Below are 24,789 nucleotides of genomic sequence, written 5' to 3'. Positions count from 1 at the left end.
AAACCCATGATGTGTCATCGTGATTTCTACCTCGGCTGAGCGCAAAGATCCGCCGCCGACCACCGCCCGCAGGAGGCATGGTACGGTCACCGTCCCCCCGCCGGCAAGCACCGGTATGTCGAATGCTGGTTGGCGAAATGTAGCGTTCGAGATCTCACCTAATGACAAGCGTGCCTTCACGATCCTGCATGAAAACGCAAGGCCCTGCGCCGGAAAATATCCTTCGTTCCTCGCGGTAAATGGTACGACGAGCGGATCTGCGGAACGTAGGGTCTCTGCGCCAGCGACTATTACGCGCGGCCCCAGGAAGTAGAGAGTGGCTACTGCCGCTACGAGTCCTACAGCGGTAGCGGCGAAGCCAAAGATCCGGTTGAGGACGCGCCGCTTCGCTGGCAAATGAGCCGCGATAGCCCTAGCGATTCTTTCTTGTTCCTTCCTTCTTCTCTTGCTGCTCGCCATTACTTAGATTAGTTCCTCCAGCCCCCACACCCGATCCGTCACCCCAGCCGCCATGGCCGGGGTGACCCGAAGGCTACTATGAACCCGGCAGAAGTTGTAGTAGCAGATGTAGAGCGCCACCATGGCCTTGAGGTTCTCAAGCTTTTTCGAGAAGCCATTGGTCAGCCGCGTAAAGCGGCGCAACTGCATCCGGATGGTCAGGTTGTGGCGCTCCACATAGGACGTGCAGACCTTGAACCAACTTGGCCGTCCGGCGATCTCGACCTTCTCCACACCAACCACGACGGGCGGGCTATACCGACCGCGCCCGGCATTCTCGGGCGCGTAACTCTTTACGATCTGCGCGTAGTCCACGTCCGCGCCCCGCTCGCCGTGTCAGCGTAGACGCGCACGACGTGGAAGCTGAGGCGCCCCGCCCAGCGGCGCAGCTCGTGCTCCTGATTGTCCGCGCTTTGGTCTCGCGTGGACACGCGGAGGTAGAGGGCCGCGCGGCTCATCGCGGAGTCCCCCGCGGCCGAGGGTGCCCAGGTGTCTCGACCGCCTCAGGTCCTTGTGCGAAATCAGGGCGCGTGCGAGCATTGTGCCCATGAGGGTTCTCTGTGCCTGGTGTCTCAAGTCCGGCAAATCGGAACCCGAGGCACTGATCGGCGAGAAGTAACCGGTCACGAATGAGTCCGCGTCGCACGGCATTTGCCCCGACCATCGTCAAGAGGTTGAGGACGCCGTGGCCCACCTCCGCGAGGAGGCCGAGCGTCAGCAGGAGCAGGCCGAGAGGCAGCAGAAGGATGCGGAGACCTTGCGGCGAAACGTGGACCCTTGAGGCTGATGAGTGACACCCAGGAGCAGCACAGTTTTCTGCCTGGGCGGAGTGTGGTAGAAATATGCTGGCGGGCGACTCCACGTTAGTGGGTACCCTGCTGGCGCCTGTTCCGTTACCTTTCTCGGGGGCGGCAGGCGCCTCTACTTTCGACCTTGGCGGGGCGGGGTAGTCTCCCAGCTGAGGGTGATCCCCCGAGACTGGAACTCTTCGCCAACCAGCTCCAGCACGCGCACCATCTCTCTCAGCCGCGCTGCCTGGAGCCACTCGCGCATGAGAGACGCGAACGGTCGAAACGACTCCTCTTCTTGAGTGGCCATGGTGGTCTCCTTTTCCGAAGTCCACCCGCCGGCACGTGGGATCTTGGGACTGCTGAATGGGCTTACTGGGGTGGGACGCTATAGGACGCAGGACGCAGCGGCTTGCCCATTGTGGGAAATCAGGGCGCGTGCGAAGATTTGTCCGTGTTTTGTCCGTGTACGGCAGGCAAACCGGGTACACGGGGGGCAAAGCCTCTGATGCGAAGTCGTACGATTCCGCACGGTTAGGCGCCTGGCTTCGCCCGGCGTGGACCCCACCGCGGTACTTCAACTACGACCCGCTCGTCTGACGGGCCCCGTCGTGAGCGCTGTCCTCGACATCCTCGTGGCGTGTCCCGCGGGCGTGCGATGAGATTCCGCGTGCTTGCCGCCGCCGTCCTCGCCGTGTGGGCGGCCGCCGCCGGCGCCGATGCGCCCGGGCTGTTGCTCACGGTGGGTGAGGTCAGCGATCGCGGCGCGGTGGTCTGGATCCGGGGCACGAGTGCCTCGTCGGTCTCGATCATCTATGCGCGGGCCGGCGGCGGCGAAGAGCGGCCGGCGCAAGTGGCGCTCTCCTGGGCAGCCGACCGCACCGGCAAGGTCGCGCTCTCGGGTCTCCTGCCCGGCACGCGGTATCGCTACAAGGCGACCCAGGGCAAGGCGAGCGCGGAGGGCGAGTTCGTGACGGCGCCCGCGCCGGATTCTGAGACGCCGGTCAGGTTCGCCTGGAGCGGGGACTTGGGCTCCCGGGGCTACTGCCGGCGGGTGACCGACGGCTATCCGATCTTTCGCGCGATGGCGCGCGTCCCGGTGGATTTCTTTCTCTTCGTCGGGGACACCATCTACGGCGACCATGTCTGTGACGGGCCCGAGACCGTGCCGGGCAGCGGCTTCGTGGCGAAGACCCTGGCGCAGTATCACGCCAAGCACCGGTACAACCGCGCTGACGCGGCGCTCCAAGCGTACTTTCGGCACACATCGGTATTTGCGATCTGGGACGACCACGAGGTGGTCAACGACTTTTCCGGCAGCGTCGAGCCGCGCATGCCCACAGGCCGGCAGGCCTTCATCGACTACTTCCCGATCATTCCGCCCCGCGAGGAGCCCGGGCGCCTCTACCGGCGCTTTCGCTGGGGCAAGCTCCTCGAGGTCTTCATCCTCGACACGCGGCAGTACCGCAGCGCCAACAGCGATCCGGACGGGCCGGGCAAGACGATGCTGGGCCGCGAGCAGCGCCGCTGGCTCGTCGAGGGCGTGTCCGGCTCGACGGCGCTCTGGAAGGTCGTGGTCACGAGCGTGTCGCTGTCCGTGCCGACCGGGCGCAAGGTTCGCGACTCCTGGAGCAACGCCAACATCCTGGGCTTTCCCGAAGAGGGCGGCACCGGCTTCGCCACGGAGCGCGACGCGATCTTGCGCGATCTGCGCATCGGCGGGGTCAAAAACCTGGTCTTCCTGGCCGCCGACCTCCACCACGCCGAGCTGATCCGCCACCACCCGACGACCGAGTGGTCTTTCCACGAGTTCATCGCGGGACCGCTGTCGGCTTCCATGGGGCGGCCTCGCCCGCTCGACGACGCCCTCAACCCGCGCTCGCTCTGGGCGCTGGGCGGCGTCCTGAACTTCGGGGAAATCGCCGTGGATGCCACGTCGCTGACGGTGCGCATCATCGACGCCGATGGCCACGTGCGCCACACGCACACCGTCGGCGCTTCGCCTTAGCGGCCCTCAGCTCTGGGGCGCGGGGGCGGGACCGCGCTTTGGCTTGTGGACCAGCTCCTCCATCAGGTCGGTCTGGATTTGCTGGATCTGGAGCAGCTTCTGCCACTGGTCGGTCAGGAGCTGGTCGAGCTTCCAGTGGAGCTGGCGAATCTCGAGCTCGGCCTTGAGATTGACCTGGTAGTCGTGCTGGGCGTGGAGACGGTCCTTCGCCTCCTGCCGGTTCTGGCTCATCATAATGACGGGCGCCTGGATCGCGGCCAGGCACGAGAGCACGAGATTGAGGAGGATGTAGGGGTAGGGGTCGAAGGGGTGCCGGAGTAGCGCCACGGTGTTGATCGTGATCCACGCGACGAGCACGGCGCCGAAGCCGATGATGAAGCGCCAGCTGCCGCCGAATTCGGCGACTTTGTCGGCCAGCCGCTCTCCGTAGGTCAGCTGGCTGTCGAACCGCTCGTTGACGTCGATCGCGAGCGCCTCCTGCTCCCGCAAGCTCCGAAGGGTCTCGACATTGAGGCGCGAGAGGTCTCCCCGCTGCTCCTCGAGAACGCGCGCGACGTACTCGGTCCGCGAGCGGCTCATGCAGGAAAAGCAAATGGGCTGCTCCGGACCCCACTCGGGGCAGGTCTTGCGGATCAGCTCGACGATGGGGGGACGGACCAACTCGCCCTGCAGCATGTCCCGAGGATTGTGGAGCTCGCGACAGATCGGGCAGCGGACCGTTGGGCGGGTCTCGGGTGCCATAGCGTCTCAGCGTCTAGTCTATCGCGCGGGTCGTTCCAGGAGAAGGACTCCGGTCGCGTTCGGTCACGAGCCCGATTGCCAGCAGGATCGCGGAGGCAATGCTGAGCACACCGCCGGTCATCTCCGCCGGGCCGGTGCGGTGATAGAGCATGATCCGAGCATCTCCGCCCGGAGCCTCGACCTCGAGCATGCCGGCGGCGTCCCGTCGTGTCGGCACCGGCTTTCCGCCCGCCTCGGCGCGCCAGAGCGGCGAGTAGGCGAACCCGGCAAGGATCCAGCCGCCGCCGGCCTGCGTGTGCGCGAGGCTCCAGGCCTGCGGGCCCGCGGGCTCGGGAAGGGGGCGGGCGGTGCGGGCGGGATAGAGGCGGAAGGGCCCGATCGCCCGCGGCGGTGCCCAGTCGGGGTTGGAGTCGAGGAAGGGCACGCGCCCCTGGTCCTCGTCGGTTGCCACGACGGCGGAGACACCGAGATGCTCCGCCCACCGCGAAAAGTCGGCCGGGCTCAGGGCATCGAGCCGGCGCCCGAAGAGCGTCGCGCCGTCGCGCTGCTCGACGAGAGTGGTGACGGGCCCGGAGGCCACCCCACCCGTGTAGAGAAGGGCCGCGATGGGCGACGGATGTGTGAATGTGCCGTTTAGGATCGGACGTCCTGAGAAGAGCGGCGTGAGTCCCGTGATGTGGCTGTGCGGCCGCCACCACTCCGGACGATAGTCGAGCGCGACGGCCGAGCGGAGGAAGAGGACGCGCCCGGGCGGCGCGGCCTCGAGGGCCTGCCAGAGGGCATCGATCCGCGTGCCGCGAACAACCTCCTCGTACTTCGGCCACTGCCCGCGCGACGGCCACAAGGTCAGTGAGGGCTCGGGCGAGCCGCCCGAAAGGACGAGGCAGGCGAAGAGGCAGGCGGCCCCAGCGCCCATGGGACCTACGCGTGGGAGACGCTCGGCAAGTAGCCGCGTGGCCATGGCGGCGCCGAGGACGACTGAGAGGAGGAGGCTGTCGGCGAGCCTGTCGGCCGGGAGCCACAGGACGCCGAGGGGCGCCGCGAGGAGGGCGTCAAGCGCCACCACCAGAACCATCGCCGGCGTGAAGGCGTGAAGCCAGCGCGCGGCGGGCGCCACCGTGCCCAAAGTCCGTATCGAGAGCCAGCATCCCAGCTGACTTAGGGCGAGAACGATCACCAGGGGACGGGTCGCGAGCTGCCGAAGGAGCCCGAGGGTGGAGGCGTCGCCCCATGCCAGCGGCAGCGCCATGCCGAGGTGGGCGAGCAGCGGGAGGAGCCAGAGGCCGCAGAGGCCGAGCGCAAGAGCGGCGACGAGCGCCGCCTGTCCGAATCGCCGCGTCGAGCCGGCGGCGCCGAAGCACGCTCCCAGGGCGACCAGGAGGAACGCAGCCGGCGCGTGGGCGGGGTGCAGGAGGATGACCGCGGCCACGAGTGGCGCGGCCAGGAGCGGAGCGCGCCGGCCGCCCTCGACCCAGTTCACGAGCGACAGCGCTACGAGGGGCAGCAGCCCCCAGCCGAGGCGCGCGGCCACGAGCCCCCAGCGCAGGCCCTCCTCGACACCGCTCCGCGATTCGGCGGAGAGCGTCAGCGCGATGAAGGCGGCGGGCAGGGCAAGCCATCCGCTGCCGAGGAGCCGCGTCAGTAGCGCAAAGGTGGCGATGCCTGGGAGGACCCACGCGATCCAGAGCACCGCCTGATACGCCGCGGGAACGCCGACGGAGCCCATCGAGGCCTGGTGAATCGCCGCGCCTAGCCAGGCGGCGCCGGGCGGGTAGTACTGGAGCTCGGCATAGCCCGCCCACCACCCGGGGTTCAGGCGCCACGGCGCCCAGCCGAGGGTGACCGCGTGGTAGAGACGGTAGAGCTGCCCCGGGTGATCGTCAAAGGCAAGGAGGCCGCCGCCGAGTGCCGCCCGGCCGAAGAGAATGCCGTATGCCAGGAGCAGGAGAGCGGGCGGGAGCGCGCGGCTCACGGCTGCCGATCATACGGCATGGGGCCACTTTTACCTGAAGTTCCGTTGACATTCCCTCGGATCGCGTGTTTAGTATGAGAAATCGCTGGCTCGGTCGGTGATCCGGGTGTAGCCAGCCCGGATCGTGCCATTCATTCCGGGGCTCAAATCCCCTACCGATGGAGAGGCCATGGAGAGATTGAAGGGTCTCAAGTGCCGCGAGTGCGGCCGGTACTACCCCTCGACGCCGGTCCACGTCTGCGAGTTCTGCTTCGGCCCCCTCGAGGTTGACTACGATTACGACGTGATCCGCAAGCTCGTCAGCCGCAAGCGGATCGAGTCGGGCCCGCCCAGCATCTGGCGGTACGCCGACCTGCTGCCGCTGGACCTCCCCGAAGGGGAAGCGCACGTCGGGCAGTCGGTCGGCTTCACTCCGCTCGTGCGCGCGCGCAACCTGGCGGAAGAGCTCGGCGTCAAGGAGCTCTACGTCAAGAACGACTCCGTCTGTCACCCAACGTGGTCCTTCAAGGACCGCGTGGTCGCCGTCGCCATCGGCAAGGCTAAGGAGTTCGGCTTCGATACGGTTGCGTGCGCGTCGACGGGCAACCTGGCCAATTCGGTGGCAGCCCACTCGGCGGAGGCGCGGCTCAAGTCCTACATCTTCATCCCGGCGGACCTCGAGCGCGGCAAGGTCATCACGACTCTCGTCTACGGGGCGACCCTCGTAGCGGTGGAAGGGACCTACGACGAGGTCAACCGGCTCTGCGCCGAGGTCGGCGACAAGTACCGCTGGGCCTTCGTGAACATCAACATCCGGCCCTACTACGCGGAAGGCTCCAAGACCTACGGCTACGAGATCGCCGAGCAGCTCGGCTGGCGCGCCCCGGCCCACGTGGTCGTGCCTTGCGCTGGCGGCTCCCTCATCACCAAGATCGCCAAGGCCTTCAAGGAGCTGCGCATGCTGGGGCTGATCCCCGAGGGAAAGACCAGCATGTACGCCGCCCAGGCCCTCGGCTGCGGGCCCATCGTGACCATGATCAAGAACGACTCGGACGTGCTCGTGCCCGTGCGGCCCAACACAATCGCCAAGTCGCTGGCCATCGGCAATCCCGCCGACGGCTACTACGCCTACCGCGCGGCGAAGGACTCCGGCGGCCACGGCGAGCATGCGACGGACGAGGAGATCATCGAAGGGATGCAGCTTCTCGCGCGCGCCGAGGGCATCTTCACGGAGACCGCAGGCGGGGTGACCGTCGCGGCGGCGAAGAAGCTCATCGAGGCGGGACGTATCCCGCGCGACGAGCCGATCGTCATCTGCATCACGGGCAACGGGCTCAAGACGCCCGACGTGCTCTACGACAGGCTCTCGGTGGACGTGACCATCCGGCCCTCCCTGGCGGTCTTCGACCAGGCGCTGACCGATCTGAAATCCAAGACCGGCGCCTGAGCCGGAAGCAAGGAGACTGCCGATGGCCGTGATCGTACGCATTCCCACGCCGCTCCGCTCGCTGACCAAGGGGCAGGCCGAGGTGGAGGTCGCGGCCGACACCGTGGCGGGGCTCATCGAGGACCTCGAGAAGCAGTACCCGGGGCTCAAGGAGCGCCTGGTGGACGAGGGCGGCGAGGTGCGCCGCTTCATCAACTTCTACGTCAACGAGGAGGACATCCGCTTCCTCCAGGGCGCTACGACGGCGCTCAAGGCCGGCGACAAGGTGTCCATCGTGCCGGCGATCGCCGGAGGACGTTGAGCCTGGGTGTAGGCGCCCGGAGCTGACCCGATGCCGCGGATGCGCGTGAGGCTGACCTATCCCACCGAGCTGATCCAGCAGCCGATCGTCTACCACCTGGTCAAGGACTTCGCCATCGTGCCGAACATCCGCCGGGCGGACGTGCGCGCCGACCACGGCTGGATGGTGCTGGAGCTCGAGGGACCACAAGATAAGCTCGAGCTCGGTGTCGCCTGGCTCCGCAAGCAGGGCATCACGGTCGACCCGATCGAGCGGGACGTCGTCCTGCCGTGATCTCGAAGCGCGTTCAGGGCTTCACGGAGTCCGTCATCCGGGAGATGACCCGCATCAACAACCAGCACAACGGGATCAATCTCGCCCAGGGGATGCCGAACTTCCCGCCGCCCAAGGAGATCATCGAAGCCGCCCACCGGGCCATCGACGGCGACTTTCATCAGTACGCCATCACCTGGGGCACGCCGAGGCTCCGACAGGCCATCGCGGACAAGTACCGCAGGTTCTACGGCATGGAGGTCCACCCGGACCGCAACGTGACCGTGTGCTGCGGATCGACCGAGGCGATGCTCGCGACGCTTATGGCCGTGCTCAACCCGGGCGACGAGGTGATCATCTTCGAGCCCTTCTACGAGAACTACGGGCCGGGCTGCATCATGTCGCAAGCCGAGCCCGTCTACGTGCCGCTCGAGCCGCCCGACTTCTCGTTCGATGCCGACAGGCTGCGGACGGCCGTGTCACCGCGCACGCGCGCGATCATCTTCAACAGCCCCAACAACCCCTCGGGCAAGGTCTTTTCCCGGGCCGAGCTCCAGCTCATCGCCGACGTGTGCCTCGAGCACGACCTCCTCGCCATCACCGACGAGATCTACGAACACATCCTCTACGATGGGGAGACGCACATCCCCATCGCGACGCTGCCGGGCATGGCCGACCGGACCATTACGATCTCGGGAATCTCGAAGTCGTACTCCGTCACCGGCTGGCGCATCGGCTACGCCGTCGCCAACGCGGAGCTGTCCGTGGGCATCCGCCGCGCCCACGACTTCATCACCGTGGGCGCGCCCCACCCGCTGCAGGAAGCCGCCGTCACGGCGCTCAACCTCCCGGATTCCTACTACGTGTACCTGCGCGAGAGCTACGAGAAGCGACGCGATCTGCTCTTCGGCAAGGTGGAGGAAGCGGGCTTCAAGGCGTTCAACCCCAAGGGCGCTTACTACATCCTGACCGACGTCGCCCACTGGCTGCCCGAGTACGGGTGCGCCGACGACCACGAGTTCGCCATGTTCCTCGTCAAGGAGATCGGCGTGGCCACGGTGCCGGGCTCGTCCTTCTACTCGACCAAGGACCTCGGGCGCACCAAGATCCGCTTCTGCTTTCCGAAGACTGACGACATGCTCATCGAGGCGGGACGGCGGCTCCAAAAGCTTCGCCGTTGACCCTCAGGGAGTCCGCCCGCTCGATCTTCGTCGCCGCCCTCGCCGCCGGAGACGTGCGCCCCCTCGTCTCGCGGGCCCTCGCCGACATCGCGCCTCCCGACCGCGGACGAGTGCTCGTCGTCGGGGCCGGGAAGGCCTCGGGCGCCATGGCCGCCGCTGTCGAGGAGGCTTGGGGCGCCCGGGTCACGGAAGGTCTCGTCGCGGTGAAGGAAGGCTACCTCGCGCCGACCCGCCGCGTCCGGCTGGTCGAGGCAGGGCATCCGGTCCCCGACGAGCGTGGGGCCCAGGCGGCGCGTGAGATCCGCGCCCTCGTCGAATCCGCCGTGGGTGACGACCTCGTGCTGGTCCTCGTATCGGGCGGCGGCTCCGCGCTGACGCCGGCGCCGGCGCCTCCGATCACGCTCGCCGACAAGCAGGCGGTGACACGCCTCCTGCTGGCAGCGGGCGCGACCATCAACCAGCTCAACGCCGTCCGGAAGCACTGCTCGCTGCTCAAGGGCGGTCAGTTGGCCCGCGCGGCGGCGCCAGCCCGCGTCGAAGCGCTGCTCCTATCCGATGTCGTGGGCGATCCGCTCGATGTCATCGCCTCCGGCCCGACGACGCCCGACGTCTCCACCTTCGCGGAGGCGCTGGATATCCTTGACGGCCTCGCGCTTCGGCACCGTGCGCCGCGCGCCATTGTGGAGCGGCTGGAGCAGGGAGCTCGCGGTGAGATCCCCGAGACGCCCAAGCCCGGCGACCCGCTCTTCGCCAGGGTCCGTAACACGGTCATCGGCAACAACGCGCTCGTGGTGGACGCAGCGGTTTCCCGGGCGCGGGGACTGGGCTTGGCACCTCACGTCCTGACGCGAGGCTTCGAAGGCGAGGCACGGGAAGCGGCCGGGCGCTTCGTCGAGCTGGCGCGGTTGATCCAGGCTGGGAGAGGCCCCGTTCAAGCGCCCGCTTGCGTGATCGCAAGCGGCGAGACGACGGTCACGGTGAGGGGGCGGGGCGCCGGCGGCCGCTGTCAGGAATTCGCCCTGGCCGCAGCGCTCGCCATGGAAGAGATGAAGGGCGCCGTCATCCTGGCGGCCGGGACCGACGGCACCGACGGGCCCACCGAGGCGGCCGGCGCCGTCTCGGACGGTGCGAGCGCCGCGCGGGCACGCGCCCACGGTCTCGATCCGGCGGCTCGGCTTGCGGACAACGACTCGAATCCAGTGTTCGCCCGGCTCGGCGACCTGGTGGTCACCGGACCGACGAATACCAACCTGCTCGACCTCTACTTGCTCGTGGTCGGCCCGGCAGGCGCCTGAGGGGGACGCGATCCTTGCGGCGAGCGTATCGAGCGGGACGCGCTCCCGCCTGCTGAGATCGCCGACGTAGCCGGCGGCGCTGCCGCCTTCGACCTTGAGGAAGGCGCGACAGAGCTAGGGCTCCCAGCCCGCGCGGCCGTCGTGGGCGGGCAGGAGCACGATGACCCACTGGGTGCCCGCGGTGCCCGCATTGAAAGTCTCGAAGCCCCACTGCTGGGGCATGTTCCAGGCGAGCGCCCATCTCACGTCCACGCTGATGACCGGCCGATCTTCGAGCCCGTGGAGTACCCGAAGGACACGGACGTCCATGATCCGGTCGGCGTGCACGTCGAGCATCTCGACGTGGGCCACCAGATCCTTGGTGCCGAAGCGCTCGCCGGGCTGTTGAAAGGGGAAGTGAGCGCAGCTGAGCGCCGCTGCCGGCGCCGCGTGGGCGAGCGTCAGGAGCGCGATGGCCGCGATCATCCCGACTCGCCCACGGCCGGCGCCGATCAGAAGCGCACCCGGATGCGGTAGCTGAGCTTGGCCTCGCCTTCCTTCGGCACGGGGATCTTCCACTGCGCCGTGAACGCCTGGATCTTCTCGTGCGGGTGGCTCGCGCGGATCACCTCCCAGTCTCCGGGCATGGGCTCCACGACCTCGACGGTGACGGCCTCCTTCTTGTGGTTCCGCAGCGAGATCTCCCACTCGACCTCGTAGAGGTTCGCGGCGATCCGCTTCCAGTCCTTCTGGGTGCGCTCGCCGACCACGTCGAAGGCGTCGCCCATCTTGATCTTGAGCTTCTCGTCCTTGGGCGTGTGATCGACCCAGTCCTCGCCGATCAGCTGCTGGCTGCCAGAGGAATCGGCCTTGTAAACCCGCACGCGCCCCTTCGGGATCGGCATGCCGAGCCGGTTCTCCTTGCTGTTCTTGAGCTCGAGGTAGACGCCGACCTTCTGGTTGGACATGGGTACGCCGTACTGCGTCCGGTAGTAGTCGGCGGCGCCATAGTAGATGAAGTGCTTGTCCACCGGCACTTCGGAGGCGGACATCAGCGAGAGCTGCTTGGTCTGGTTGTCCTTAATGGTCGTCCGGCCGTCGAGCGAGTACAGGTGATACTCGAAGAAGCCTTCGGACTTGAAGTCGCGTTCGTCGGCGGCCGGCGATGCCGCCTTGGCCGCCATGTCCATCATGCGGCCCACCACCTCACGCCGGTCCTTGGCGCGGTTGATGTCGCCCGCCACCAGCTTGAGCGCGGCGTTCGAATAGGTCGCACCGCTCTTGTTGTCGATCGTGACCCAGCCGCCCAGGTCGCTCTTGTTGTCGCCGGCGTTGATGACCATGACGTAGTCGGCCTTCCAGTTGATACCCCCGGTGAGATAGGAGGCCTCGACGCGCTGGGCCGCCGCCTTGGCGTTGCGCAGGAGCCAGACGAGCGTCGGCTTGGAAACCAGGTTCTCGGGCAACGCCGGCAGGACGATCTGCCCGTAGTGGCCCATGTGGATCTGCCCGTTGATCTCGTAGACGGGCCCGTTGGTGCTCAGCAGCGTCGCTTCCTGGTACGTGCCGTTCGACTGGTAGAGGCGGACCTTCTTGCCGACGTACTTCTCCATGAGCTTGCCGGAGGTCAGGAGGTCGTACTCGTAGTTCTGCTCGAGGATCTTCAGCCCGGACGGATCGGTCAGGGACTTGAGGTGGACCGATGTCGGGTCGATCTGCGCCGCGACGTCGGCGAACTGGACCTCGAGCATGCCGGCGTCGAACCGGACCTCGCGGGTGTCCTTCACGAGGCCGAGGTTGCCGTTGTAGATGGTGACCATCAGGTCCTTCTGATCGTCGCGCGTGATGGCCTGTGGCGCCGCCGCCACAAGCTGGGCGCTCCAGAGCGCCACCACAAGAATCAGAGCAATCAGCCGCTTGATCACTGGTCCACCCTCCATGTAACAATCGTGGCTTTTTGAGCGCCCGGGATTGGGCGCTTCTGGTGGGTTAGACCGGACTGGCGGGGAGAAGTTCCCGGCTACTCGGTGATGCGAATGCTGAGGCGGATCTGCGGGGGCTCTGTGGGCAGCGCCACCGGTTGGCCCTCAGGCGTGAAGGCTCCGAGTGTCGTGAGGCCGCGGACGAAGTCGGCGTAGCGGGCTTCCGGGACCAGGACTTCGACCACCGTCGCCTCCAGCTCCTGCCGGCGCCCGGTCTCGCTGCCCCCGAGGCGCGCGAGGAGATCGGCCAGGCCCTGCTCGGCCGCCGGACGGTTCTTGACGATGAGACGGCCAAGCACGCTCGACATGGCCGACTGGCGCTTGGCCGACATCGCCGGCGGCGTCGGGGCGAGCGTCCCGGACTGTCCCTCGGCCGCGTCCCGACTCTTCGCCCGCGGTTCAGCGGGAGACGCGGCGGGAGCGCCCGCCTTTTGGAGACGATCGGCGTCAGCTTCCTTCTTGGGCTCCTGCTTGTACTCCTGCGTCAAAGGAGGCGACGACTGCGGGGAGTCGAGCCGCCGCTCGGCGCGCACGGTGTTCTCGGCCTCGCGCGCAGCCAGTGGCGCGGGCTCGGACAAATTCCCCGAATCGACCTTGCCCGCCTTCAAGTCCTTCCGGTCCGGGGCCGGCGGCGGAGTCGGCGCGGCCGTCGTCGTGCCGGAAGGTTCCGACCGGGCCGCGGGCGATTGGAGCTCGGGCCGCGCCGCGTCCCTCAGCTCGGGAGTGCGCTGGAGAAGATAGACGCCGAGGACGGCGATGAGCAACATGGCCGCGGCCTGGGCAGGCAGCTTGATGTTCAGCGGCAGGAAGAACCGGCGCCCGAGCCTCTGATACCACGGCACGGGACGGGCCGCAGCTATCACGCGGTCGACGAAGCCCACCGGCGCCCGTGGACGCTCGACCCGCGAGAGGAGTGAGACTGTCGCCCGCAGCCGATCGAGCTCCCGGCGGCAGTCCGGGCAGCCGTCGAGGTGGACCCCAACCTCGGCGCGCTCGGGCGCGGCCAAGGCCTCGTCGAGCAAGTCGGACAGCCGCTCTCGCGTCTCGTGGCAGTTCATGGCAGGAATCGCCCGAGCTTGTCCTTGAGTTCCATGCGGGCCCGGTGAAGCCGCGACCGGACCGTACCGAGTTCGAGACCGAGCGCCAGGGCGATCTCCTCGTAGGAGAGGCCTTCGAGATCTCTCAGGACGATCACGACCCGGCGCTCCTCGGGCAGCTCCGCGATGGCGCGGTGGAGCGCCCGTTCAAGCTCGCGGCGCTCCGCACGGACCTCGGGCCCGGCGCCCTCATCGGCCACCCGAAGCAGGACCGCTTCGCCGTGACGGACCGCCCTGCGATCTCCCGACGCCAGCCGGTTGAGGCAGAGTCGGGAGACGATGGTGTAGAGCCACGTGGAGAGCTTGGCATCCCCGCGGAATTCGCCAAGGCTCCGGTGCGCGCGGAGGAAGGCTTCCTGCGCCACCTCTTCGGCTTCGGCCGCGCCGCCGAGCATGCGCAGGGCCACGCCGAAGACGCGGTGCTGGTGGGAGGCGACGAGATCTTCGAAGGCCCGCGCGTCGCCCGCCCGCAGCCTGTCGAGGAATTCCGGGGCATCGGCGGCATCTCCTTCCCGCACGTTAAGACCATAGCGCGGCCGGAAAGTTCCCTGCGGCAAAAATGATAGACTTGCCCGGCGATGACCAAGCGAGAGCGCGTTGAGGCGGCGCTTGCCCGCCGGCCGGTGGATCGGCCGCCGGTGGCGTTCTGGCGGCATGTTCCCGAGGTCGACCACACCTCGGCGGGCCTCGCCGAAGCCATGCTCTCCTTCCAGCGCAGGTGGGACCTCGACTTCATCAAGATCATGTCGAGCGGAGTCTACTGCGTCGAGGACTGGGGGTGCAGGGTCGCGTATCGCGGGTCGCCCAACGGCGCCAAGATCTGCACGCAGCACGCGATCCGGCAGGTCTCGGACTGGGCGAAGCTCAAGCCCCTCGACCCGGGGCAGGGAGCGCTCGGTCGCGAGCTCGAGGCGCTCAGGCTCATCCTCGCGGGCAGGAGCGACGACGTCCCGGTGCTCCACACCGTGTTCGCTCCCCTCACCATCGCGCGTAAGCTGTCGGGCGACCGGCTGCTCGGCGACCTCAAGGATCATCCGGATTCCGTCATAGCCGCGCTCGAGACCATCACGGACACCGTCATCCGCTACGTCGCCGCCGTGGCCCAGGTCGGGGCCGACGGCATTTTCTACGCGTCCCAGGACGCCAGCCGCGACGTGCTGGGCGAGGGGGAGCACGCGAGGTTCAGCATGCCGTACTCCTGGAGGGTGCTCGAGAGCCTGAACGGCAGCACGCTCTTCACGATGCTCCACGTGCACGGCCAGCACATCTACTTCGATCGGAAGGCGACCCTGCCGGTGGCGGCCATGAACTGGCACGACCGGCTGACCGCGCCGTCGCTCGGCGATGCGCTCAGGCGCTTCAAGGGAGCCGTGGCCGGCGGGCTCAACGAGAAGGAGACACTGCTCAAGGGCCCGGCCTCGGCCGTGGCGGCCCAAGTCGCCGAGGCGATTCAGCAGACCGGGGGCACCGGGGTCATCATCGCGCCGGGCTGCGTGCTGCCCCTCGCCACTCCCGACGAATACCTCGACGCGGTGGTCAGCGCGGTCAAGGGAGCCGCGGCGTGAGGCTTCGCCTTGCGGCTTGCGCCGCGGCGGCCATGCTCATCCTGCTCCCGGGCGGTGGGGGAGCCCAGCCCCAGGGCGAGCTCCGCATCGCCATCCCGTGGACGCCCGAGAACCTCGACCCGACCATGAACCTCTCGTCCATCCGGGCGATGGTCGGCGTCAGCATGTTCGATTCGCTGGTCGGGCGCGACACGGACAATCGCATCGTGCCCCAGCTGGCCGAGTCGTGGCGGCTCGTGGATGACACGACATGGCAGCTCAAGCTCAGGCGCGGCGTCGTATTCCACGACGGCGAGCCCTTCAACGCCGAGGCGGTGCGGTTCACCTTCCAGCGGGTGCTCGATCCGGAGCAGAAGTCGCCCAACCGCGCCAACATGGCCGAGATCGCGCGGGTGGACGTCCTCGATGACTACACCGTGAACCTCGTCACCCACCAGCCGTACGCGCCGCTCATCAACCGGCTGCTGGACTTCCCCATGGTGCCGCCGAAATACACCGCCGAGAAGGGCAACCAGGGCATGGCGCTCAAGCCCGTCGGCACAGGGCCCTACCGCTTCGTCGAGCTGGTCAAGGACGACCGTCTGGTCGTCGAGGCCTTCGACCGCCACTGGCGGGGAGCGCCCAAGATCAGGAGGGTCATCTACAAGCCCATCCCCGAGCCCTTCACGCGGGCCGCCGCGCTCCGAAACTACGAGCTCGACTTCGTCACGACTATCCCACCGAGCTTGGCGCGCGAGCTGGCGCGTGTCGGCGGCCTCCGCGTTCAGCGTGTACCCAGCAGCTGGATCATCTACCTGGGGCTCAACGCCTTCAAGAAGCCGCTGTCGGACCTGCGGGTCCGCCAGGCGCTCAACTACGCGACGGACGTCGACGCGAGCGTCAAGGGCTATGCGCACGACCCGGCGCGGGCCCGGAAGCTCCTCGCCGAGGCAGGCTACGCCGACGGCCTGGAAATCATGCTCGAATCGCCGGCTGGGCGCTACCAGGGTGACAAGGAGATAGCCGAGGCCCTTGGGGGACAGTGGCAGAAGGCCGGGTTCAAACCCAAGGTGCAGGTGGCGGAGTGGGGCGCCTACTTCAAGCGTTATCTCGGCAAGCAGTTCCAGGACGCCTACCTCCTGGGTCTCGGCGGGCCGATGCAGGACGGCGACGAGCTCTATAACCTAATTTCGTCCAAGGGCCGCGGCCTCTACTACAGGAACGAACGCGTGGATGCCCTCTTCGACCTTGGACGCGGCACCATGGACTCGGCCAAGCGACGCCAGGTCTACCGCGACCTGGCTCGCGCCATGGTCGAAGACGCGACGTGGGTCTTCCTGCTCCAGCAGGTGGACATCTACGCGAGCCGCGACCGCTTGAGCTGGACCCCGCGGTCGGACCAGTGGATGCCGCTGCACGAGGCGGCGCTCCGATAGAGCAGAGGCAGTGGTGGCGCCATGGAGATGGATACCTGGTACGACCTGCGAATCCAACAGCTCTTCGATCTCACCAGCCGGGTCAACGAACTGCTCGACGAGGTCAAGGACACCGGTGAGGGCGTCGCGCCGGCTCCGGCCCCACGGGCCCGTGACCTGTTCGACCTCACCGATCGTGTGTCGGACCTTCTCAAGGAAGTCCGGGGCGACAAGTAGGGCTGTCGCGCCGGCTGCGCGCAGTGCGGTGCCGAGCCATTGAGCGATGTGCTCTTAGTGCCTGAAATGTCCTGATCCGCGGCGAGCCACCCACAGGCTTATCCACGGGCCTCCCACAAGTTCCGTGGACAAGTCCTGTGCTATCCTACGGCGCGTATGTCCCGCCTGAACCTGCTCGACCTCCTGCCCTCGGAGCTCGAAGATCTCGCTGAGTCGCTCGGCGCGCCCCGGTACCGGGGCCGCCAGATCGCCTCGTGGCTCTACGGAAAGGGCGCCACGGACATCGAGGCCATGTCCGACCTGCCTCGAGACTTCCGGGCGGCCTTGGGCGGGAGGGCGACGGTGGCGGTGCCGCAGGTCGAGAGGCGGACGCCTTCCCAGGACAGCAGCCAGAAGCTCGTGCTGATCCTGGAGGACGGCGCCCGCATCCAGTCTGTCCTCATGCCCGACCGCGACCGCCTGACGCTGTGTGTCTCGACCCAGGTCGGCTGCGGCTTCGCCTGCGCCTTCTGCCTGACCGGCACCATGGGGCTCGAGCGCAACGTCACGGCAGGGGAGATCGTGGGGCAGGTCCTGGCGGCGCGCGCCACGCTTGGGCCCGGGGAGCGCATCACCCACATCGTCTACATGGGCATGGGCGAGCCGCTGGCCAACTACGCCGCTACGGTCAAGTCTCTCCGGCTCCTGACCGATCCCAAGGCCTTCGGCTTCTCGCCCCGCCGGATCACCGTCTCGACCGTCGGGCTCGTCCTTGGGATCGAACGCCTCGCAAAGGAGAACCTCAAGGTCAACCTGGCCATCTCGCTTCACGCGACCAGCAACGAGATCCGCGACAGGATCATGCCGGTGAACAAGGGCTTCGCGATCGAAGAGCTGCTCGAGGCCTGCCGCCGCTTTCCCGTCGCCTTCCGCCAGCGCATCACCTTTGAATACGTCCTGCTCGAGGGCGTCAACGACGCTCCCGAGGACGCGCGCCGGCTGGTGCGGCTGCTCAAGGGCATCCGGGCGAAGATCAACCTGATCCCTTTCAACGACTGGGAGGGCTCGGGCTTCCAGCGCCCGGCGCTCCACCGGATCATGGGCTTTCAGGAGATCCTGCTCGAGCACAACATCCGGGCGACCGTCAGGTGGAGCAAGGGCGAGGACATCGGGGCGGCCTGCGGGCAGCTCAAGGAGACGGTCGAAGTATGAGCGGCGGCCAACTGGCTGATTCCCAACTGGCTGATCCAAGGACGATCGGTTTTGCCACGCTCGGCTGCCGGCTCAACCAGGTCGAGTCCCAGGAGATGCGGGCGCTCGTCGAGCACGCCGGGTACCGGGCGGTGGAGGAAGGCGCTCCGGCCCACGTCTACGTCGTCAACACGTGCACGGTCACCAGCCGCGCCGACTTCTCCGACCGCCAGGCGATCCGGCGCATCACACGAGCCAACCCTGACGCGTTCGTCGTCGTCACCGGCTGCCTGGCCCAGACCGACCCGGAGGCGCTCGCCCGCATGCCGGGCGTCGACCTCGTCCTCGGCAACCAGGAGAAATACCGACTGCCCGAGCTGCTCGGCTCTCTCGTCAAGCGGGACCGGCCGGAGGTGCGGGTCGGGCCGATCGCCGATGCCCGCGAGGTGCCCTCGGCACCCGTCCATCGGATGAGCGGGCGCTCGCGCGCCTTCGTCAAGATCCAGGACGGCTGCCAGCATCGATGCGCCTTCTGTATCGTGCCGGCGGCCCGGGGCAGGAGCCGCAGCCAGGAGCCGAAGGTCCTCGTGGAGCAGGTCGAGGCGCTGGTCGAGGCGGGCTACGGCGAGATCACGCTCACGGGTGTGGACATCGGCCACTACGGTTGGGACCTCTTGCCCCGGACGAGCCTGGCGGTGCTGGTGACGCGGCTCGCGGAAGTCCCAGGCCTGCGTTGGCTCAGGCTCTCCTCGGTGCTGCCGGCCTACTTCACACCGGAGCTCATCCAGGCCGTCACGTCACTTCCCGTTGTCGTGCCGCACCTGCACCTGCCGCTTCAAAGCGGCAGCGACCGGGTCCTCCGGCTCATGCGCAGGCCGTACAACACGGCCATGTATCGGACGCTCGCCGAGCGGCTCGCGGCGGCCATCCCCGACCTTGGGCTGGGCGCGGACGTCATCGTCGGACACCCGGGGGAAGAGGAGGCCGACTTCGAGGCGACGATGGCCCTTGTCGGGGAGCTGCCGCTCTCCTACCTCCACGTCTTCGCGTACTCGGACCGCTTGGGCACGGAAGCGGTGAAGATGGGGCACCGCGTGGTGCCCTCAGCGATCCGGGAGCGCAGCAGCAGGCTCCGCGCGCTCGGGGTCGAGAAGGGCGTAGCCTTCAGGCAAAGGCTGCTGGGGCGCGCCGTCGAGGTCCTGGTACTCGAGGAGCGCCAGGCAGATGGCGGACTGACCGGGCTTACGTCCAACTACATCGAGGTGAGCTTCGCCGGGCCCGAGGGGCTGGGGCGGCGCTTCGCGACCGTGCGGCTGACGGAAACCGACCGACGCGGCGCGCGCGGCGTCCTGGAGGCGGCGTGAGCCGGGCCCGAAACGCGCCGGAGCTGACCGTCGGGGTCATCGGCGGCAGCGGGCTGTACGAGATGGAGGGGTTGGAGGACATCCGCTGGGTCAAGGTCCGGACGCCGTTCGGCGATCCTTCGGACGCCTACTGCACCGGCCGCTTCGGCGGCCGGTGCGTGATCTTCCTGCCGCGTCACGGCCGCGGTCACCGGCTCACGCCGTCCGAGCTCAACTACCGGGCCAACATCTACGGCATGAAGAAGCTCGGCGCCCAGGCGCTCCTCTCCATCAGCGCGGTGGGCAGCATGAAGGAGGATATCCACCCGCTGGAGCTCGTCGTGCCCGACCAGTTCTACGACCATACCAGGCGCCGGGTCGGGTCCTTCTTCGGGGAGGGGATCGTGGCCCACGTCGGCATGGCCCACCCGGTCTGCGCCGGAGTGGCGGCCGCCCTTGCCCAGGCGGGCAGCGACGTAGGCGCCCGCGTCCACCGGGGAGGTACGTACATCTGCATCGAGGGGCCGCACTTCTCGACCAAGGGCGAGTCGGAGATCTACCGCCGCTGGGGCGTGTCGATCATCGGCATGACCAACATGCCCGAGGCCAAGCTCGCGCGCGAGGCTGAGATGTGTTACGCGACGCTGGCTCTCGTGACGGACTACGACGTCTGGCACGAGGAGCACGGTGCCGTGACCGTGGAGGCGGTGGTCGCCAACCTGATGAAGAACGTCGGGACGGCCAAGGAGGTCCTCCGCCGGGTGATCTCGCGCATTCCCGCCTCGTGCGGCCAGGGCTGTCGGGACGCGCTCCGGAGCGCCGTCATCACGGATCCCAAGGCTTTCCCGCCGAAAGTCCGGAAGCGCCTCGGCTTTCTCCTCGACAAGTATTTTCCTGGGGCGAAGAAAGGACGGCGGCGTGGCTGATCTCGTGGTCGTGGGCTCGGTGGCGCTCGACACCGTCAAGACGCCGTTCGGTAAGGTGGCCGAGGCGCTGGGCGGCTCGGCGACCTACTTTTCCTACGCGGCGAGCTTCTTCACCCAGGTGCGCGTGGTGGGCGCCGTGGGCACCGACTTTCCGAAGGAGCATCTGGAGCTGCTGAGGGGACGAGGCGTGGACGTCACGGCGCTCGAGGTGTTGGCAGGCCAGAAAACGTTCCGCTGGACGGGAGAGTACGGCTTCGACCTCAACGAAGCGCGGACGCTCGACGTGCAGCTGAATGCCTTCGCCGCGTTCAAGCCGAAGCTCGGACCTGTGCACCGGAAGGCGCGCTTCTTGTTCCTCGCAAACATCGATCCGGTCCTCCAGCTGGAGGTCCTTGAGCAGATGGAGCGGCCCACGCTCACCGCGCTCGACACCATGAACTTTTGGATCGAGGGCAAGCGGGCGGACCTCCTCCGCGTGCTGGCGCGAGTGGACGTCCTGCTTATCAACGACGCCGAGGCGCGCATGCTGGCGCGCGAGCCCAACTTGATCAAGGCGGCGCGGACGATCGGCGAGATGGGCCCCCGGACCGTGGTGATCAAGCGCGGCGAGTACGGCGCCCTCCTGGTGTCGAGCGGCCAGTACTTCTTCGCTCCGGCTTTCCCGCTCGAGGCCGTGTTCGATCCGACCGGTGCGGGGGACACCTTCGCAGGCGGCTTCATGGGTTACCTCGCTCAGCAGGACGCCACGGACCTGGCCTCCCTCCGCCGGGCCATGGTGCGGGGAGCCGCCATGGCCTCCTTCACCGTGGAAGATTTCTCGCTGGAGAGGCTCAAGCGACTGGAGCGGCGCGAGATCGAGGAGCGGCTTCTGGCCTTCGCAGAGATGGTCCGCCTGGAGGGGTAGCGTGAACGCCGCGCTTGCCGCGAAATACGAAAGCCTCCTCGGGATCATCCGGGGCATGGGCCAGGTCCTCGTGGCCTTCTCGGGCGGCGTGGACTCGACCTTCCTCGCGCGCGCGGCGCGGGAGGCCCTCGGTGACCGCGCCGTGCTGGTCACGGCGGATTCCGAGACGTATCCCGCCTCGGAGCTCGACGAGACGCGGCGGCTCGCGGATCTGCTCGGCATGCGGCACCTGGTGGTCAAGACTCGCGAGCTGGATAATCCAAAGTACGCGCTGAATTCTCCCAATCGCTGCTACTTCTGCAAGGAGGAGCTCTTCGCCAAGCTCGGCCCGATCGCGCGACAGCACGGCGACGCGATCATGGTCTACGGCGCCAACATGGACGACCTGGGCGACCACAGGCCGGGCATGGACGCGGCCAAGGCGGCCGGCGTGAGGGCGCCCCTGATCGAAGCCGGGATGTGGAAGGCCGAGATCCGTGCGCTCTCCCGCGAGCTCGACCTGCCGACCTGGGACAAGCCCTCCTTCGCGTGTCTCTCATCGCGCTTCCAGTACGGTGAAGCCATCACCCCCGAGAAGCTCAGGCTCATCGACGCCGCGGAGACGTTTGTCAGGAGCTTGGGCTTCAGACAGTTCCGTGTCCGGCACCACGACAGGCTGGCGCGCCTCGAGTTGCCGCCGGAAGAGATGGGGCGGCTCTTCGAGGACGGGCGGCACGAGGCGATCGTGAAGCGCTTCCGCGAGCTGGGCTATCTCTACGTCACGCTGGACCTTCAGGGGTTCCGGAGCGGCAGCGCGAACGAGGCACTGGCATGGATAAAGAAAAAGTAAGGCAGCTCCTCGAGGCGGTCGCCAGAGGCGCGCTCCAGCCCGAGCAGGCGCTGGCGCGGCTGCGCGATCTGCCCGTGGACGATCTCCGCTTCGCCCGCGTGGATCTGCATCGCTCGCTGCGGCACGGCGTGCCGGAGGCCGTGTTCTGCCAGGGCAAGACTCCCGAGCAGGTGGTGGCCATCGTCAGGCGCCTCGCCGAAAACCACGACAACATTCTGGCGACGCGTGCGGAGCCGGCGGTGATCGACGCTCTGACGGGCGCCGGGCTCGAGTGCACGGTTCACGCGGAGGCGCGGCTGGTCGTCGTCAAGCCGATGGCCCACGAAGGCGTCGGGCTCATCATGGTCGTGAGCGCCGGCACGTCGGATCTGCCAGTGGCCGAGGAGGCCGCCGTGACGGCGGAGAGTATGGGCAACCGCGTCGAGCGGCTCTATGATTGCGGCGTGGCCGGACTCCACCGCCTCGTCCCGCACCTCGACCGGCTCAACGAGGCCAATGTCATCATCGCCGTGGCGGGCATGGAGGGCGCTCTGCCGAGCGTGATCGGGGGTCTCGTGGACCGCCCGGTTATCGCGGTACCGACCAGCGTGGGCTACGGCGCCTCCTTCGGCGGGGTGGCGGCGCTGCTGGCCATGCTCAACTCGTGCGCTCCGGGGGTGTCGGTGGTCAACATAGACAACGGCTACGGCGCTGCCGCCCAAGCCAACCAGATCAACAAGCTCGCCTCCAAGGTCCGCTGAGACAACACGGTGCGCATCGCTTACTTCGACTGCCCGAGCGGGGCCGCGGGAGACATGATCATGGGCGCCCTCGTCGATGCGGGGGCACCCTTCGAGGCGCTCCAGGGTGAGCTCGCCAAGCTCCGGCTGCCGGGTTTCACGCTCGAGCGGCGCGAGGTGATGAAGGGCGCCTTCCGCGCCACCAAGGTGGACGTCCACGTTCACGATCACGCGCATCAGGATACCGGGCACGCGCACCCGCGCGAAGAGCACCACCACCCGGAGAGAAACCTCGGCGCGATCCTCGAGCTCATCGCGGCGAGCGGGCTCGACGCGTCGGTGAAAGAAAGAGCGGGGCGGATTTTCACCAGGCTCGCGCACGCTGAGGCTCGCGTTCACGGGACGACCGTGGACCAGGTCCACTTCCACGACGTGGGGGCCGTGGACGCCATCGTAGACGTGGTGGGCGCGTGCGTCGGCCTCCATCTCCTCGGCGTGGACGCCGTCCACTGCTCGGCGCTGCCGGTGGGCGGAGGCTTCGTCACGGGGGCGCATGGGCGCATGGCCATCCCGGGTCCTGGCACGGCCGAGCTCCTCAAGGGCTTCCCCGTAGTGGACACAGGAGTGAGGCGCGAGCTCGTGACGCCGACGGGCGCGGCGATCCTCACGACGCTGTCGGCGTCGGCCGGGGCGATGCCGGCCATGACGGTGGAGGCGGTGGGCTACGGCGCCGGGACCATGGACCTGGAGACCCCGAACCTCGTCCGCGTGTTCCTGGGCCGGGTGACAGAACCCGCCGGGCGCGAAACCATCGTGCAGGTCGAAACGACAGTGGATGACATGCAGCCGCAGCTCTGGGAGGCCGTGATGGAACGGCTCTTCGAGTCGGGCGCCCTCGATGTCTACCTGACGCCGGTCACGATGAAAAAGAGCCGGCCTGGCATAGTCTTGACGGCCCTCTGCGTCCCCGACCGCGTGACCGAGCTCTCGCGTGTTCTCTTCGAGGAGTCGCCGACCATCGGCGTGCGATGGACCGCGTACCAGCGCCAGCGCCTCGACCGGGAGACCATCACGGTGACGACCGCCTACGGTCCCGTGCCCTTCAAGGTGTCGCGGCTCGCCGGGCGGGTGGTGACCGCGACGCCCGAGTTCGCCGAGGTCCGCCGCATCGCGAAGGAGAAGGGACTGCCGGCCCGCGAGGTCCTTGACCAGGCGAGGGCCGACGGCCGCCGGCTCCTCCAGGGGGAGCCGCCCGAGGCTTGACATCACCCGGCCCCGGGACTAAGGTTTTGGGGCATTTCGGCCGGCCTCGACCTCTCGACCTCTCGACGGCGAGGCGGCATTCATCGATCCGCAATCAGTCCTCTGAGGAGGTAGGCGTGGTGAAAAAGTCCGTGAGCATTACGATCAACGGCGTCAAGCACACCCACGAGGTCGAGCCGCGGCTGCTCCTCGTTCATTTTATCCGCGAGCTGGCCGGGTTGACCGGCACGCACGTGGGGTGCGACACCAGCCAGTGCGGCGCCTGCGCCATCCATCTGAACGGCCAGGCGGTCAAGTCCTGCACCATGCTGGCCGTCCAGGCGGACGGCGCCCAGATCGGGACCATCGAGGGCATGGCGAAAGACGGCAAGCTCCACCCGATCCAGGATGCCTTCTGGGAGAAGCACGGGCTGCAGTGCGGCTTCTGCACGCCGGGCATGATCATGTCGGCTGCGCAGATCCTCCAGCGCTATCCCAAGCCTACCGAGGAGCAGATCCGTCACCAGCTCGAGGGCAACCTTTGCCGCTGCACGGGCTATCACAATATCGTCAAGGCCATCCAGTACGCCGCCGAGACGATGGCGGGGAAGTAGGGAGGCGCGATCATGGCGACGGCAAGGCTGCTGGGCGCGAGCATCAAGCGGCGCGAGGACCCGCGCTTCATCACCGGCAAGGGCAACTATGTGGACGACCTCAAACTGCCCGGGATGACCTATGCGGCCTTCGTGCGGAGCCCCCACTCCCATGCCGGAATTCGCAAGATCGACACGGCGAGAGCGCTCACGCACCCGGGCGTGGTGGCGGTCTTCACGGGCAAGGACATGACCGGCGTCAACTCGCTGCCGTGCGGATGGGACCTTCGCAAGGACAAGAACGTCCCCGGCGTGGTGCAGGACCTGGCGATGGTTCCCCACATGCC

26 protein-coding genes and 1 pseudogene are annotated in these 24,789 nt (G+C 67.8%); 18 read left to right on the top strand and 9 right to left on the bottom strand.

Annotated elements, in window-relative coordinates; genetic code table 11:
* Window positions 1-465: 465 nt before the first annotated feature.
* The 3 genes and pseudogenes from VGV06_07150 to VGV06_07140 all read right to left on the bottom strand — a co-directional run bounded on the left by VGV06_07150 (window position 466) and on the right by VGV06_07140 (window position 1,596).
* Window positions 466-690: pseudogene (locus tag VGV06_07150) on the bottom strand (hypothetical protein).
* A gap of 101 nt (window positions 691-791) precedes the next feature.
* Window positions 792-956 (bottom strand): recombinase family protein, encoded by a 165-nt coding sequence (locus tag VGV06_07145; protein ID HEV2054931.1) that lies wholly within the window; start codon window positions 954-956, stop codon window positions 792-794.
* A gap of 463 nt (window positions 957-1,419) precedes the next feature.
* Complete coding sequence (locus VGV06_07140; protein HEV2054930.1) at window positions 1,420-1,596, bottom strand: hypothetical protein; 177 nt, start codon at window positions 1,594-1,596, stop codon at window positions 1,420-1,422.
* Window positions 1,597-1,944: 348 nt separating this feature from the next.
* Here VGV06_07140 and VGV06_07135 point away from each other — a divergent pair, with 348 nt between their 5' ends.
* Window positions 1,945-3,294 carry an alkaline phosphatase D family protein gene (locus tag VGV06_07135; GenBank protein HEV2054929.1) on the top strand — a complete coding sequence of 450 codons (1,350 nt, stop codon included), beginning with the start codon at window positions 1,945-1,947 and terminating at the stop codon, window positions 3,292-3,294.
* A 6-nt stretch (window positions 3,295-3,300) separates the two neighbouring features.
* On the opposite strand, the gene VGV06_07130 is transcribed toward VGV06_07135, so the two are convergent.
* Complete coding sequence (locus VGV06_07130) at window positions 3,301-4,035, bottom strand: DUF1003 domain-containing protein (GenBank protein ID HEV2054928.1); 735 nt, start codon at window positions 4,033-4,035, stop codon at window positions 3,301-3,303.
* A gap of 13 nt (window positions 4,036-4,048) precedes the next feature.
* Window positions 4,049-6,007, bottom strand: a complete 1,959-nt coding sequence (locus tag VGV06_07125) for a hypothetical protein (GenBank protein ID HEV2054927.1) — start codon at window positions 6,005-6,007, stop codon at window positions 4,049-4,051.
* 169 nt (window positions 6,008-6,176) lie between these two features.
* On the opposite strand from VGV06_07125, the gene thrC reads away from it, so the two are divergent.
* From thrC to VGV06_07100, 5 genes are read left to right on the top strand one after another with little or no spacing between them, the layout of a single operon-like run.
* Window positions 6,177-7,433, top strand: a complete 1,257-nt coding sequence (gene thrC, locus VGV06_07120) for a threonine synthase (GenBank protein ID HEV2054926.1) — start codon at window positions 6,177-6,179, stop codon at window positions 7,431-7,433.
* A gap of 22 nt (window positions 7,434-7,455) precedes the next feature.
* Window positions 7,456-7,734, top strand: coding sequence for a MoaD/ThiS family protein (locus tag VGV06_07115; protein HEV2054925.1), 279 nt, complete (start codon window positions 7,456-7,458; stop codon window positions 7,732-7,734).
* Window positions 7,735-7,764: 30 nt separating this feature from the next.
* Complete coding sequence (locus VGV06_07110; GenBank protein ID HEV2054924.1) at window positions 7,765-8,007, top strand: NIL domain-containing protein; 243 nt, start codon at window positions 7,765-7,767, stop codon at window positions 8,005-8,007.
* A complete protein-coding gene (locus tag VGV06_07105; protein HEV2054923.1) occupies window positions 8,004-9,167 on the top strand; it encodes an aminotransferase class I/II-fold pyridoxal phosphate-dependent enzyme in 1,164 nt (387 codons plus the stop codon). Before VGV06_07110 ends, VGV06_07105 begins: the two co-directional genes overlap by 4 nt.
* The gene (locus VGV06_07100; protein HEV2054922.1) at window positions 9,164-10,462 is read left to right on the top strand and encodes a glycerate kinase; all 1,299 of its coding nucleotides are present in this window, start codon (window positions 9,164-9,166) and stop codon (window positions 10,460-10,462) included. Before VGV06_07105 ends, VGV06_07100 begins: the two co-directional genes overlap by 4 nt.
* A gap of 114 nt (window positions 10,463-10,576) precedes the next feature.
* Here the strand turns inward: VGV06_07100 and VGV06_07095 are convergent, their stop codons facing one another.
* The 4 genes from VGV06_07095 to VGV06_07080 all read right to left on the bottom strand — a co-directional run bounded on the left by VGV06_07095 (window position 10,577) and on the right by VGV06_07080 (window position 14,038).
* Window positions 10,577-10,927: a hypothetical protein gene (locus VGV06_07095; protein ID HEV2054921.1), complete on the bottom strand. Its 351-nt coding sequence runs from the start codon at window positions 10,925-10,927 to the stop codon at window positions 10,577-10,579.
* Between the two features lie 26 nt (window positions 10,928-10,953).
* Window positions 10,954-12,366 carry a DUF4139 domain-containing protein gene (locus tag VGV06_07090; GenBank protein ID HEV2054920.1) on the bottom strand — a complete coding sequence of 471 codons (1,413 nt, stop codon included), beginning with the start codon at window positions 12,364-12,366 and terminating at the stop codon, window positions 10,954-10,956.
* Window positions 12,367-12,461: 95 nt separating this feature from the next.
* Window positions 12,462-13,481 carry an anti-sigma factor gene (locus VGV06_07085; GenBank protein HEV2054919.1) on the bottom strand — a complete coding sequence of 340 codons (1,020 nt, stop codon included), beginning with the start codon at window positions 13,479-13,481 and terminating at the stop codon, window positions 12,462-12,464.
* The gene (locus VGV06_07080; GenBank protein HEV2054918.1) at window positions 13,478-14,038 is read right to left on the bottom strand and encodes a sigma-70 family RNA polymerase sigma factor; all 561 of its coding nucleotides are present in this window, start codon (window positions 14,036-14,038) and stop codon (window positions 13,478-13,480) included. Before VGV06_07080 ends, VGV06_07085 begins: the two co-directional genes overlap by 4 nt.
* Before the next feature lie 60 nt (window positions 14,039-14,098).
* Here VGV06_07080 and VGV06_07075 point away from each other — a divergent pair, with 60 nt between their 5' ends.
* The 12 genes from VGV06_07075 to VGV06_07020 form a co-directional block, all read left to right on the top strand.
* Entirely contained in the window at window positions 14,099-15,085 is a 987-nt protein-coding gene (locus tag VGV06_07075) for a uroporphyrinogen decarboxylase family protein (GenBank protein ID HEV2054917.1), read from the top strand.
* Window positions 15,082-16,500, top strand: a complete 1,419-nt coding sequence (locus VGV06_07070; GenBank protein ID HEV2054916.1) for an ABC transporter substrate-binding protein — start codon at window positions 15,082-15,084, stop codon at window positions 16,498-16,500. The genes VGV06_07075 and VGV06_07070 overlap by 4 nt, the downstream gene beginning before the upstream one ends.
* Window positions 16,501-16,521: 21 nt before the next feature.
* On the top strand, window positions 16,522-16,716 hold the full coding sequence (locus VGV06_07065) for a hypothetical protein (GenBank protein HEV2054915.1): 195 nt from the start codon (window positions 16,522-16,524) through the stop codon (window positions 16,714-16,716).
* Between the two features lie 156 nt (window positions 16,717-16,872).
* Window positions 16,873-17,907 carry a 23S rRNA (adenine(2503)-C(2))-methyltransferase RlmN gene (rlmN, locus tag VGV06_07060; protein HEV2054914.1) on the top strand — a complete coding sequence of 345 codons (1,035 nt, stop codon included), beginning with the start codon at window positions 16,873-16,875 and terminating at the stop codon, window positions 17,905-17,907.
* Window positions 17,904-19,250 (top strand): tRNA (N(6)-L-threonylcarbamoyladenosine(37)-C(2))-methylthiotransferase MtaB, encoded by a 1,347-nt coding sequence (gene mtaB, locus VGV06_07055; GenBank protein ID HEV2054913.1) that lies wholly within the window; start codon window positions 17,904-17,906, stop codon window positions 19,248-19,250. The genes rlmN and mtaB overlap by 4 nt, the downstream gene beginning before the upstream one ends.
* Window positions 19,247-20,155, top strand: coding sequence for an S-methyl-5'-thioadenosine phosphorylase (mtnP, locus tag VGV06_07050; GenBank protein HEV2054912.1), 909 nt, complete (start codon window positions 19,247-19,249; stop codon window positions 20,153-20,155). Before mtaB ends, mtnP begins: the two co-directional genes overlap by 4 nt.
* Window positions 20,148-21,059 (top strand): PfkB family carbohydrate kinase, encoded by a 912-nt coding sequence (locus tag VGV06_07045; GenBank protein ID HEV2054911.1) that lies wholly within the window; start codon window positions 20,148-20,150, stop codon window positions 21,057-21,059. Before mtnP ends, VGV06_07045 begins: the two co-directional genes overlap by 8 nt.
* A 1-nt stretch (window position 21,060) precedes the next feature.
* The gene (gene larE, locus VGV06_07040) at window positions 21,061-21,888 is read left to right on the top strand and encodes an ATP-dependent sacrificial sulfur transferase LarE (protein ID HEV2054910.1); all 828 of its coding nucleotides are present in this window, start codon (window positions 21,061-21,063) and stop codon (window positions 21,886-21,888) included.
* Window positions 21,870-22,628: a nickel pincer cofactor biosynthesis protein LarB gene (gene larB / locus VGV06_07035; protein ID HEV2054909.1), complete on the top strand. Its 759-nt coding sequence runs from the start codon at window positions 21,870-21,872 to the stop codon at window positions 22,626-22,628. The genes larE and larB overlap by 19 nt, the downstream gene beginning before the upstream one ends.
* 9 nt (window positions 22,629-22,637) lie before the next feature.
* On the top strand, window positions 22,638-23,870 hold the full coding sequence (gene larC, locus VGV06_07030) for a nickel pincer cofactor biosynthesis protein LarC (protein ID HEV2054908.1): 1,233 nt from the start codon (window positions 22,638-22,640) through the stop codon (window positions 23,868-23,870).
* Between the two features lie 119 nt (window positions 23,871-23,989).
* Window positions 23,990-24,463 (top strand): (2Fe-2S)-binding protein, encoded by a 474-nt coding sequence (locus VGV06_07025; protein ID HEV2054907.1) that lies wholly within the window; start codon window positions 23,990-23,992, stop codon window positions 24,461-24,463.
* A 12-nt stretch (window positions 24,464-24,475) separates the two neighbouring features.
* On the top strand, window positions 24,476-24,789 hold a 314-nt coding region (locus VGV06_07020; protein ID HEV2054906.1), incomplete at its 3' end, for a xanthine dehydrogenase family protein molybdopterin-binding subunit.

This window comes from Candidatus Methylomirabilota bacterium (assembly GCA_035936835.1).
In the GTDB taxonomy this organism is placed as follows: Bacteria; Methylomirabilota; Methylomirabilia; order Rokubacteriales; family CSP1-6; genus AR37.
The sequence above is the reverse complement of the archived record's forward strand: the minus strand, read 5'-3'. Positions and strand labels throughout refer to the sequence as shown.

Bases quoted from the DNA above. Each gene is read 5' to 3' on its own strand.
- VGV06_07145 (HEV2054931.1), bottom strand. From the start codon at position 956: ATGAGCCGCGCGGCCCTCTACCTCCGCGTGTCCACGCGAGACCAAAGC.
- VGV06_07140 (HEV2054930.1), bottom strand. From the start codon at position 1,596: ATGGCCACTCAAGAAGAGGAGTCGTTTCGACCGTTCGCGTCTCTCATG.
- VGV06_07135 (HEV2054929.1), top strand. From the start codon at position 1,945: ATGAGATTCCGCGTGCTTGCCGCCGCCGTCCTCGCCGTGTGGGCGGCC.
- VGV06_07130 (HEV2054928.1), bottom strand. From the start codon at position 4,035: ATGGCACCCGAGACCCGCCCAACGGTCCGCTGCCCGATCTGTCGCGAG.
- thrC (HEV2054926.1), top strand. From the start codon at position 6,177: ATGGAGAGATTGAAGGGTCTCAAGTGCCGCGAGTGCGGCCGGTACTAC.
- VGV06_07115 (HEV2054925.1), top strand. From the start codon at position 7,456: ATGGCCGTGATCGTACGCATTCCCACGCCGCTCCGCTCGCTGACCAAG.
- VGV06_07110 (HEV2054924.1), top strand. From the start codon at position 7,765: ATGCCGCGGATGCGCGTGAGGCTGACCTATCCCACCGAGCTGATCCAG.
- VGV06_07095 (HEV2054921.1), bottom strand. From the start codon at position 10,927: ATGATCGCGGCCATCGCGCTCCTGACGCTCGCCCACGCGGCGCCGGCA.
- VGV06_07085 (HEV2054919.1), bottom strand. From the start codon at position 13,481: ATGAACTGCCACGAGACGCGAGAGCGGCTGTCCGACTTGCTCGACGAG.
- VGV06_07075 (HEV2054917.1), top strand. From the start codon at position 14,099: ATGACCAAGCGAGAGCGCGTTGAGGCGGCGCTTGCCCGCCGGCCGGTG.
- VGV06_07065 (HEV2054915.1), top strand. From the start codon at position 16,522: ATGGAGATGGATACCTGGTACGACCTGCGAATCCAACAGCTCTTCGAT.
- rlmN (HEV2054914.1), top strand. From the start codon at position 16,873: ATGTCCCGCCTGAACCTGCTCGACCTCCTGCCCTCGGAGCTCGAAGAT.
- mtaB (HEV2054913.1), top strand. From the start codon at position 17,904: ATGAGCGGCGGCCAACTGGCTGATTCCCAACTGGCTGATCCAAGGACG.
- larB (HEV2054909.1), top strand. From the start codon at position 21,870: ATGGATAAAGAAAAAGTAAGGCAGCTCCTCGAGGCGGTCGCCAGAGGC.